This is a genomic window from Nitrospirota bacterium (assembly GCA_016180645.1).
Classification (GTDB): Bacteria; JACPQY01; JACPQY01; order JACPQY01; family JACPQY01; genus JACPAV01.
Genome location: JACPAV010000036.1, coordinates 1 through 11,931 on the forward strand (window position 1 = coordinate 1; position 11,931 = coordinate 11,931).

At 62.0% G+C, this 11,931-nt stretch carries 5 protein-coding genes; 2 read left to right on the forward strand and 3 right to left on the reverse strand.

Going from position 1 to position 11,931, the window contains the following annotated elements:
- Both HYT87_17505 and HYT87_17510 read right to left on the reverse strand, forming a co-directional pair.
- Positions 1-3,981, reverse strand: a 3,981-nt coding sequence (locus HYT87_17505; GenBank protein MBI2061540.1) for a hypothetical protein, incomplete at its 3' end; no start/stop codon positions are given.
- Between the two features lie 463 nt (positions 3,982-4,444).
- A complete protein-coding gene (locus HYT87_17510) occupies positions 4,445-5,041 on the reverse strand; it encodes a MucR family transcriptional regulator (protein MBI2061541.1) in 597 nt (198 codons plus the stop codon).
- Between the two features lie 341 nt (positions 5,042-5,382).
- Between HYT87_17510 and HYT87_17515 the strand changes: the two genes are divergently transcribed.
- Entirely contained in the window at positions 5,383-5,529 is a 147-nt protein-coding gene (locus HYT87_17515; GenBank protein ID MBI2061542.1) for a hypothetical protein, read from the forward strand.
- 26 nt (positions 5,530-5,555) lie between these two features.
- Entirely contained in the window at positions 5,556-10,151 is a 4,596-nt protein-coding gene (locus HYT87_17520) for a hypothetical protein (protein ID MBI2061543.1), read from the forward strand.
- A gap of 269 nt (positions 10,152-10,420) precedes the next feature.
- Here HYT87_17520 and HYT87_17525 read toward each other — a convergent pair whose 3' ends face one another.
- Positions 10,421-11,917, reverse strand: coding sequence for a UbiA family prenyltransferase (locus HYT87_17525; protein MBI2061544.1), 1,497 nt, complete (start codon positions 11,915-11,917; stop codon positions 10,421-10,423).
- Positions 11,918-11,931: the final 14 nt, after the last annotated feature.

Below are 11,931 nucleotides of genomic sequence, written 5' to 3' on the forward strand. Positions count from 1 at the left end.
GTTATTCGTCACGGCTACGTTCGGCGAAGGCGTGCCGTTGTAGTTGGCGTCGGTGCTGGTGGAACCTGAGAACACGATGGAGTAGGCGATGTTGCCATCCTGAACCGCGTCATCCACGCCGGTGACCGTGACGGTCTGCGGACTGTTCCAGTTGAGATTCGTGAAGATGAGCGAGGCCGGGCCGACCGTGCCCTCGGTCGTGTCGTTTGAACTGTAGTTGACCGTGACGTCCGCCGTGGGTGAGGAAGTCAGGGACACGGTAAAGGTGGCCGTCCCGCCCGCTTCGGTCGTGTTCCCGCTGATTGTGCTCACGTTGTAGCCCGGCGTATCGTCGTCCGTGTTCGTCACGGAAACATCGACGGGATCGAGACCGTTGTAACTTGTGTCCGTGCTCGTCGCCGCCCCCGTCGTGATCGTGTAGGCGATGTTCCCGTCCGCCGCGACGTCATCCACGCCGGTGACAGTCACCGTCTGAGGTGTGTTCCAGTCGGCGCTCGTGAAGGTCAGGGAGACCGGGGAGACCGTGCCTTCGGTCGTATCCGTGCTGGAGAGGCCGATCGAGACGTTGGCCGTGGGTGGCGTGTTCAGGACCACCGTGAAGGTCGCCGTGCCGCCCAGTTCGGTCGTGTTCCCGCTGATTGCGCCGACCGTGATTCCGGATGGGGCGATGGAGAAGTTTGCGTTCGAATCGTCAGCCGAACTGTTGCCGTAGGCGTCCGTGGCCGTGAGCCTGACGCGCACGGTGCTCGAGCTGATCGCGGGCACCGTCCACGTGTAGCTCCCATCGTTCGTTTCCCCGCTCGCAATCGAGTTCAGGTAGCTGCCTCCGCTGTCCGTCGAATAGTCGAGGGCGAGGGTGAAGGCGCTCGCGTCGGTCAAGTCCGCGTTGTTCCACGTGATCGACCTACTCTGCCCTTGGGTCCACAGTTCGGCGCCATTGGGGGCGATCAGAGTGGAGATGAGAATCGATGGGGCGGCGATATCATTATTCAGAGCTGTGGGGGAGGACTGGTTCCCGACCGCGTCGGTGGCGGTGACATATAAGGAAGGGTTGGTATTGTCGCCGATGGCCGTGGCCCCGAAGGAGCCATCGGCCAGTGATGTGACGGTCGTGATGAGTGATGTGAGAAGACCATCGGAGTAGATTTTGACGGTGGAATTGGCTTCGACGGCTCCGGCTGCTCCACCGACGGTATCATTCGTACCCGGTGTATTCTGGGTGACCGTCAGTTGCGCAGGGGCCGGCGCGGGAGGCGGAGTCGAGTCCACCGTCCACGTGTACGAGGCGGGCGACGGATCCGCGTTGCCCGCGGGGTCATTGGCCCGGACGGAGAAACTGCGAGGACCATCGGCGAGGCTACTGTACGCCTTGGGTGAGGCGCAGGTGCTGTAGGCGCCGGAATCGAGCTTGCATTCGAAAGTTGCGGCCGAATCGGGACTGTTGAAGGTGAACGACGCCGAGGTCTGATTGGTCAGGGATGAAGGCTGACCGCTGATGGACGTTTCAGGGGCCGTCGTATCGAGCGTGACGGTTGCCGTCAGGCTTGAGGTGGCGTTGCCCAGGGAGTCGCGGAACCGGACGTAGACGGTGCGCGTTCCGTCGGCGCCGGAAGACAAGGTCCAAGGCTTGGAAGCGGAATAGGGCTCATAGGGTGAAAAGGACGTATTGTCGTTTGAGAACGCCATCTCGGGCGCGTCCGTCGCCGACAAGGTCAGCGTGACCGCCGTGGAGTTCACCGCCGCCGCCCCGGAATTGATCTTTACCGACCCGCCCGTCGGCGCGCTCGTCTTGACCGTCCACGTGTACCCGGCGGGCGTCGGATCCACGTTGCCTGCGGCATCGGCGCCGCGGACAGTGAACGAATGAGGACCATCGGATAGGGGTCCGGAGATCGAGTGAGGAGAGGCGCAGGAGGAGGCCGGAGCAGAGTCGAGAGCGCATTGGAAAATGGCGGACGTATCCGGGGAGGTGAAAGTGAACGTCGCACTCGTCTGATTGCTGAGAGCTGATGGCTGAGAGCTGATCGCTGTATCGGGCGGCGCGGTGTCCACTGTCCACGTGAACGAAGCGGGAGTCGAGTCGATGTTTCCTGCTGCGTCCTTCGCCCGGACGTTGAAGGTGTTCGACCCTTCGACGGCGCTCAGGGTGAGCGGGGCGGTGCAGGCGGCGGCGGAAGCCGAATTCAAAGAACAGGCAAAGGAGCACCCCTCACCCCCGCCCTCTCCCCCAAGGGGCGAGGGAGAATTCTTATCGGAGCAGGAGAAAGAAAAGGTACCGGTGCCCTTGTTGCTCAGAACTGATGGCTGAACGGTGATGGCTGTTTCGGGCGGGGTTGTGTCGACCGTCCACGTGAACAGGGCGGGAGTGAGATCCTTGTTGCCCGCCTTGTCGATGGCGGAGACGGAGAAGGTGTTCGACCCTTCGACGGCGCTCAGGGTGAGCGGGGAGGCGCAGGGCGACGGGGCGCCGGAGTTGAGGGAGCACGTGAAGGTTGATTCCGGCTCAGAACTGGTAAACTCAAAGGTCGCCGACGCCTGGTTGCTGAGAGCCGGCGGCTGAGAGCTGATCGCTGTTTCGGGCGGAGCGGAATCCTTCAGCGCCAGCTTGAACGGCACGGACAGCGGCGTGGGGTCCGTATTGCCCAGCGCGTCCGCCGCCTTCACCAGCAGGACGTGATCGCCATCGTCGGCCGCAGGAACATAGGACGCCGGGCAAACCCTGAAGGCTCCCCCGTCCAGCGCGCACTTGAACAGGCAGGCCGCCTTGTCGCATTTGAACACGAAGACAGAATCGGGCTTTGTCACCGTGCACGAGGTAGGGGCGGCGCCTGAACCGGTTTCCGCTCGACGTTTCGCCCCCAAGGGTGGCGCGCAGGGAGTGGAGATCAGCGTGGTGTCCGGTGGGTTCAGGTCCACTGCCTTCAGTTCGATCTTTACGTCCGCCGGCGCGGCGACGCCCGCTGCCTTGAAGTCGTCCTTCACTTTCTGATCGAGTTGAACGCTCAGCGTCTCGAAAGCCACCTGCACTTGTTCATTGGTGAGCTTCTTGTTGTCCCCATTGGAGGCGGACGCAACCGCCTGCTGGAGAATGGCGGCCACCCCTCCGGGCTGGCCAGGCGATGCCGAACCCAGCGCCACCGCCACCGCCACCTCGGTCAAGGTGGACACACCGTCACCGTTCAGGTCGGGCAATTCCACTTCGTTCGTGTTGATCGTCGTCGGCTTGATGTCCAGGGTCAGAACGGGGGCGCCCGCCTTGCCGCCGGATGCCGTTGCATCGGCCTGCTGGACTTTCACCTCGACCGTGGTGGTGACACGAACATACTCCACATCCTGCCGCTGTCTCGACCGAACGCGCGTGCTGATCGCGTTCTGGCCGTCTTGCGCCGATTTCTTGGGAAGATCGAACGAGAGTTGGAAGACGAAAGCGGTCTGGCCGTCGTCCTCCACGGGCGGTTGGCCGCTTGCCTGCTTTCGCGCGGCAGCACCTCTCACGCCCCCTCTCACGCCTCCCCGAACCCCACCGCGGACGCCTGAAGCCTCGGCCCCTCTCACGCCCCCCCGCACGCCGCCTTGCTCCGATCCGCGGACCCCACCCCTGATGCCGCCCCGGATCCCGTCGGCCACAAGCTGATCGTTCACGTACACGTCGGCCACCACATCTTTGGAGTCCGCCGCCTGAATCCCGTTCAGCATCGCCGCCACCTCGGGGGAGAGCGGAATGTCCATGTCCATCGGTACCACGTCTTTTTTCGCCTCCGGCAGTTCGATTTTGCGCATGCAGGCGGGAAGGAAGGTGAGCAGTGAGCAGCAAGTGGTGAGGAGCAGGGCGAGAGTCGAGAACCGAGAACCGTGAACCGTGAACCGCGAGGAGTAGGGCGAGAGGCGCGAGGCGGGAGTCGTGAGCCGGGGAGAAACAAAAGAAGAAAAAGCAAAAGGAACGCGCGAGACTTCGCGCAGACTCAGCCCTGCCAACGACATGCAACGTTTTTAGCAATCACGCAATGTGATGTCAAGTGGTTTCTAAATATGTTTCTAATAGAAATGTGATGTAGATCACAATCGGTTTTTTCCACGTATGTGCATGGACTTGGGATGTCCACATTCGGGCACCCGGCATGCGATGAAAAGTCATAAGCTGAAGCAGAGCATGAAGATTCGAGCCGGGTCCCGGACATTGACTTTGTGTCACTTCTCCGGCTCGGCGTTTCCGAGAAGCCTCCATCCTGCGCTACAAGTCCTACACGTCGGGAGTGTCGGGTTTTCTGCCCAAGGTGGTCATCGTCGGCGCCGGACATGGAGACCATGACTTACGTCAGGCGGCCTAATAATTGTGACGTAAATCACAATTCAAATTTGTGAAGTTACTACGAGCACTTACGATGACAATGACCGGTGTCCACCAACATTGGGGGATTCCTGTGAGGAGCGCCTTGGCATGTGTCTATCGTTTCCGAACACGGGCATAGTCAAACCCCGCCGCGCGAATGGCTTTCTTGTAGGCTCCGAACCACTTGCGTGCCGCGTTGTAGAGGGCACTGTTCGATCGGCTGACCGCGTTGTCGTGGAGCGGAAGACCCCGCGCTTTGCATGCCCGCAGTGCTTCAACAACCTTTGAACGCGACCAAACGGGAGCCTTGCAAATCTTGTCGTAGTCGATTCCGGCCGCGCGGATGGCGGCCTTGTACGAGCCAAACCGGCCGGAAGCCGCGGCGTACAGACGACCCCCCTCAACTGTTGCGGTGAGCGCTCTCATGTTCAATGGTTGCCGCTCGCGCCATCGCTTGCGCAACTCTTCGGCAACCCGCTCCCTGGGCCAGATGGTCCGCCGTTCGGCGTCCTGGCGCCGGAGGGCTTCGGCCACGACGTGCTGCACTTCATACTCCTCCTTGTACTCTTGCGGGTCGACTTTGTGCTTGAAGTAGAGATGAGGGCTGAGATTGCGGTATCGACGTCGGCACATCAGGCACGTGACGAATTCCTCGGGCGTACGAGGCCGGGGATTGGGCAGGCCGGCATTCGAACTTCGGCGATGTTTCACGGGATCACTTCTCCGTAGTCTCTAGGTCGGGGGAGAAGGCGGCGGGGGCGACGAGTCGGTCGCGGTACTCATTTTCCTCAGTATCCCGCCTGTGTCGGGTTTCGTCAACGAGCCCACGAGCTGCCGGATCGTCCCACGATCGGCGTGGAAAGGCTTTCTTGTGCGTCGAGCGGAGCCGCGAGGAGACGAGGGGGGAGTAGATGCGGGTCTGGGAAATCGAACTGGCAAGGACCGGTGACCCCCGTTCGAGGCCCCGTGGCTTGCCACGGGGTATCTTTTCCTCGGCACAAGCACGGGGTAGGAAGTCCGCCGCGGCGGATGCGGGCCTCCAACGGTGTGAAATGGCGGCTAGCCGGCACCCGGAGCCGGGGGGAGGACCACAAGCGCGACAGGCCGGCCATTGCTGGGGAGCGGGCCATCGGGAGCAGCTCGGCGATGGAACGAACACGGCTCGGCTGACGCCCGTTCCGCTGGTCGGCTTGCCCTGAACCGCCATCGCCACTAGAATAGGTCCATGCTTGTTCGGCGGACGCGGGACGTTCTCCTCGCGTTCGTCGTGGCCCTGTCCTCGTCCGTGCTGATCGGTTGTTCCGCGTGCGACGGCAAGAAGGGCGACAGGTCGGTCGAGCTTGAGATCGGCCTGCCGCTCACACCTGAGCAGGCCGCGGCGTTGGAGGGCATCCGGGCCGGCGTGCGGGGCATCAGCCGGGTGGACGATCTGTCGCGTGTGGATGAGCTTTCGCGTGTGGACGAACTGAGCCGGGTTGATGAGATCAGCCGGGTGGACGAGATCTCCCGTGTGGACGAGGCTCTCCGAGGGGCTGCGGCCAACCTCCTCATCGACGACCAAGCCGTGGCGGAGGGCCGGCGCGGAGAAATCGTCTCCGGCGTGCGCACCGGCGTCCGTCTGGGCCGACGCGCCGCTCCGGGCCGTAAAGTCGTGAATGGGGAAGCACGGGAGGGACGCGCTCCGTTGCGTCCGCCCGACCGTCAGGGCCACGATGGAGCGTGGCTCTTCAGGGGTCACGATCTTGCGATCTCACGCAAGCAAGCGCCGGAAGCTCCCTCCTTCTCGTTTCATATCCTCGTCTCGATTTCGGAGAAGTTCCTCCACGCCGGCGAGAGGAGGCTTCGCCTTCAGGTCTTCCCTCCCGAGGAGCCGGAACTGATTCTGATCGACGTCCAGATGCCGCTCTCGGTGGAGGAGGAGAAGGGCAGGCCCGTCATCCCGGAGCAGGAGATCCCCGCCGAGCTTATTCAACTGCCCGACGGTGACGAGGACGGGGTATCCACGCTGGTCGAGACCATCACGGCCGGACCGGATTTCGCGCGAGACCCCGGCAAGAAACCCTCGGTTGAACTGACACGAGGCATGCTCGTCCTGCTCGGCAAGAATCTGGGGCAAACCCTCCAGGCCGAACAGGGCATCACCGTGGAGGTTTCCATCGATCCCCAGGCCATCACGCTCGATCCGCCGGAGACGGCGGGAGCCTACGTTCCGCCCGAACCGGGGACTCCCGCCGCTCAGCTTCCCCCGGGCGTGACGATTGTCGGCATCCCCACCACTTTCACCTTCTCCTGCTCCGGTACGGCCGGGACGGCCGCGTGCAAGTACGCGTGCTCCATCGACGGCGGCCCGTATTTCGGATGCGCTTCGCCTTTCACGTGGAAGTTCGACACGCCGGGAGAGCATCGGATCCAGGTCAAATCCGCTGACAACCTCGGCAATACGGACACCTCCCCCGTCGAGTTGATCGTCAATGTCCTCACCCCGGAGGTCGCCGCTGATCCCGAAGCCGTGAAACAGTACGACCTCCCGCCCAACACGATCATCTTCCAAGAGCCGCCGGCCGTAAGCAGTGAACTTTCAGCCACGTTCACCTTCACGTCTTCCGAGGTCAACACCACGTTCGAGTGCTCGCTCGATGGCGCTCCGTGGGCGGAGTGCTCAAGTCCGCTCGTCCTGAGCCTGTCGAAGGACGGCTCGCACACTTTCCGTGTCCGTGCCATCGACTCCGCGGGGCAAGCCGACCCCACACCCGCCACATACACCTGGACCATCGACACCACCGCACTCGAAACGACCATCACCAGCGGGCCAACCGCCACCACCGGATTTACCTCGGCAACTTTCGAGTTTTCCTCTACAAGCCCTGGCGCCACCTTCGAGTGCTCCCTCGACGGAACAGGCTTTGCCCCGTGCACTTCCCCCCACTTGATCACTGGACCACTTTCTTCGGGCACCCACACGTTCAGGGTTCGCGCAAAGGCTGTTTCAGGAATCGTCGATCCCACACCCGCCACGTACACCTGGACGGTCAACACCACTCTCCTCGACACGACGCTCGCAGGGGCGGGCTTGCCCGCCCTCCTCACCACCCAGACGACGGCCACGTTCGAGTTCACCGCATCCAATCCCGCGGCCACGTTTGAATGCGAACTGGACGGGGGCGGGTTTTCGGCCTGTTCATCACCCAAAGCCTATTCCGGGCTCACGTCCGGTTCCCATACGTTCAAAGTGCGAGCGAAAGATACCTCCGGCAACCTGGACTCCACGCCCGCTTCCTACACATGGACCGTGGACGTGACACCTCCGACTTTTGCCGGACTTGCGACCGCCACGGCCGTCTCAACGACCCAGATCGACCTCGCTTGGACGGCGGCGACTGACAACGTGAGCGCCTCAAACAAGATCATCTATGAGATTTGCCAATCGACGACCTCCGGCACCTGCGCCACAACCTTCACCGCCACGTACACCACCACTGCCGGCGCCATTTCCTATTCCGCTCAGTCCTTAGTCCTCAGCACTCAGTACTTCTTTATGGCCCGCGCCAAAGACGAACTCGGAAACCGCGACACCAACACCACCGAAAACTCCGCCGCCACCCTCGGTGGCCCGCTACCTCCCGGCGGGAATGTCCAGGCCGTCGCCACCCATCTCGGCGATCACACCTGTTCTCTCATCTCGGACGGGACGGTCAAGTGCTGGGGGAACAACCTTTATGGTCAGCTTGGGGACGGAACAACCACCAATCGCCCAACGCCCGCCGGCGTTCCTTCACTGCCGAATGCTATCGCCATAGCTGGAGGGAACACTCACACCTGCGCGCTCATAGTGGGCGGGACCGTCAGGTGCTGGGGAGAAAACTCTTACGGTAAGCTGGGGGACGGAACGACCACCAACAAGTGGACGCCTGTTCCAGTGGCGTCTCTTTCCAACGCGGTCGGGATAGCGGGAGGGGGCATTCACGCCTGCGCACTCTTGGCGGACGGGACGGTCAAGTGCTGGGGAAGCAATAACTATGGAAACCTCGGGGACGGAACAACAGTAGACAAGTGGACCCCTGTCCCGGTGGCGTCCCTATCCAACGCCATCGGAATGGCGGGAGGGTACTATCACACCTGCGCACTCTTGGCGGACGGGACGGTCAAGTGCTGGGGATCGAACCAGTACGGTCAGGCGGGAGATGGAACAAGCCCCCCACCGCCAAGCAATGAAAAGAAACTGACACCGGTGGTCGTGAGCGCTCTCTCGAACTCCGTGACCATTGGCGTGGGAGGCTATCACACCTGCGCACTCTTGGCGGACGGGACGGTCAAGTGCTGGGGACGCAATAACTACGGGCAGATCGGGGACGGAACGACCACCAACAGGTTGGCTCCTGTCGCCGTGTCCGCGTTGAGTGCGGCTGTCTCGGTGGTGGGCGCGGGTGCGCACACTTGCGCCCTCTTTTCGAACGGGACGGTTCAATGTTGGGGATACAATCTTGAAGGTGAACTTGGGGATGGGACGACCGCCAACAAGTGGACGCCTGTCCCGGTGGCGTCTCTTTCTAACGCCATCGGGACGGCAGGAGGGACCGCTCACACCTGCGCGCTCATAGCGGACGGGACGGCAAGATGCTGGGGGTGGAATCCTTCCGGTCAGCTTGGGGATGGGACGACGGTGGACAAATCGACGCCCGTGGCCGTCACGAATCTCGGCGGCCCGCTCGGCGTGAAACTCCCCCGTCTCCACGAGTCCACCGCCTCCGGCGCGCCGTCTCGCCCCTTCCGCGAAGGGCTTACGAACCACCTCGGCTATCACACCTGTTCCCTTCTCTCCGACGGCACAGTCAAATGCTGGGGACGCAATGGCTATGGCCAGCTTGGGGACGGGACGCTGGTGCAAAAGACGACCCCGGTTGCCGTTTCCACGCTCTCCGGCGCCGTCGCCGTCACGGGAGGTCTCTATCACACCTGCGCTCTGGCCTCCAATGGAACGGTCAAGTGCTGGGGACGCAACCTTTACGGCCAACTGGGCGACGGGACGACCACGGATTCGCCCACTCCTGTGGCCGTGATCTCCTTGTCGAACGGCGTCGCCGTCACGGGAGGTTACTATCACACCTGCGCACTGGCCTCCAATGGAACGGTCAAATGCTGGGGATACAACTATAGCGGCCAACTGGGCGACGGGACGTTCGCGCAGAGGACGACCCCGGTTACCGTTTCCACGCTCTCCGGCGCCGTCGCCGTCACGGGAGGCTTCGATCACACCTGCGCGCTGGCCTCCGATGGAACGGTCAAATGCTGGGGATCCAACGATTCCGGCCAACTGGGCGACGGGACGACCACGGATAAGACGACCCCGGTTGTCGTCTCCACGCTCTCCGGCGCCGTCGCCGTCACGGGAGGTCTCGATAACACCTGCACGCTGGCCTCCGATGGAACGGTCAAATGCTGGGGATGGAACGCTAACGGCCAACTGGGCGACGGGACGACCACGGATAAGACGACCCCGGTTGCCGTTTCCACGCTCTCCGGCGCCGTCGCCGTCTCGGGAGGTGACGAGCACACCTGCGCGCTGGCCTCCAATGGAACCGTGAAATGCTGGGGATGGAACGCTAACGGCCGGCTGGGCGACGGGACGACCACGCAGAGGACGACCCCGGTTGCCGTTTCCACGCTCTCCGGCGCCGTCGCCGTCTCGGGAGGGAACGAGCACACCTGCGCGCTGGCCTCCGATGGAACGGTCAAATGCTGGGGACGCAACACTTACGGCCAACTCGGCGACGGGACGACGATCACCCGCCTCACCCCCGTCGCCGTGACGAACCTGCCGTGATACCGAACAGTATTTTGAAATAGGGAAATACTTCCTGACCGCCTCGCAAGTAGTGCTGGCCACCAGAGTCATTAGGGATAGTGGGAAGGTAGATGTAAAAGTAGTATCGGACGCATGGGAATGCGTCCCTACCACAATTCGGCATCCGTAGGGAGCGATTCCCATCGCTCCGATTGTGCGGAGACATAGGAATGTCTCCCTACGAGAAAACTACGAAGAAAATCGCCCGATGTAAAATCGGGCGCTACGAAGAGAGGGTAAAAGATGTCTCACTTGAGCGTCACAAATAGAAGCACAGCCGCAGTGAGCCCATTCTGCATTAGGAGAATGGGTTTTTCCCGGTAGACCTTGGCATTGACTGCGATGAACTGAAGCGCGCCAATCGGCAGAAACGTCCAGCCCAGCCCGTTCCGACCGATTATCCAGAAAGCCGCGGCATGCGCAATCGCCACGGCGATGGCGGCAACACGCTGGGCCCTTCGAAGTCCCAAAACGGTCGGAAGATTACGGATGCCTGCTGCCTTATCCCCCTCTACGTCTTTCAGGTCGATCAGGTAAGCACCGAGCGTGAACCACGCGAAGATCGCGCCGACGTAGCCCACCGGCGCGGAAAAGTTTCCGCTGTAGAGGGAGTAACCGACCAGGAAAGCGCTTACGCTGCTGATGCCGATGACGACCTTGGAGAGCACGCAACGTTCTTTGAGCCGTAGGGGAGGCGCCGAATAGACGAAGTAGGCCAGACCGAAAAGCAAAGTCAACATCACGACCAAGACACCGGCCGACAGCGCCAAGGCCAGCGCCGCCAGGAGCACCCACCGCGAGACCCGGACGTATCGAACCGGGTCAACGGAGCCTTTCACAAGCGGTCGATGGGGTTCGTTGACGCGATCGATCTCAATGTCGTACACGTTGTTGACCATGACCGAGTAAATCCAGATCAGCCATATGGCGCAGAACGCAAGGACGGCCCGCAGCCCTAGCTCGATCCCTTGCGCCGGCAGGGCGGCGGGCGATGCTGCCGTGCCTAGAAAAAACAAGAGCTCGTAATGGACGATTCTCAGGAAGCGCGTGTCTTTGAGTATCTCCCGCACAAATGCGGGGGCCTCGATCGTACAGACGGCCAGCGTCTCAATGCCGACCATCAGCGCGAAAATCAGGGGCATCTCCTTGAACCCCGTCGCCTCCCTGCCGGCCGGGCCGGCCAGCCAGTCCAAATAAACGGGAATCGAGACGAAGAAGAACATGAGCGTATAAGAGGCAACCATCCCTGCGATAGCTCTTGGCCACGATCGCGTCGTCGCTTGAACGTACAGGAACGTGAGCAGGCATATCAGCCCGATCTCGACGCGCATTCCCAGACTGATGCCCTTGGCCGCGAGCGGCCCGAAGAAGGTCAGATAAGCGTGCAGGAGGGCCTGAATGTCCTTGACGCGCAGGTAGTCGTAATGGGGGGTGTGGCTTGCGAAGAGGGTCGAGTCGAGAATAGGAGGCAGGAGCGTTACGATCAGACCCGCAAAGATGAGTCTCAAAAGCTTGACGACCTGCTGGCCGGTCAAAGCATGAACGATCAGGCCGAGCGCCATGGCAAGAGCGAGATAGAACAGCACATAATGAGCCAACTGGATGGCGCTCAGCGTATATCCCTCGCGATAAACCTCCAGAAAGGTGCGGAGAAGGACGAAGAACAGGAACCCCGCAAAGGAGTAGGCCAACGGGAGCGACGACTCTGAAAATCTGGCCGTAAAGCGGCTAAGCCACTCGTTCATATGCCTGATGCCCT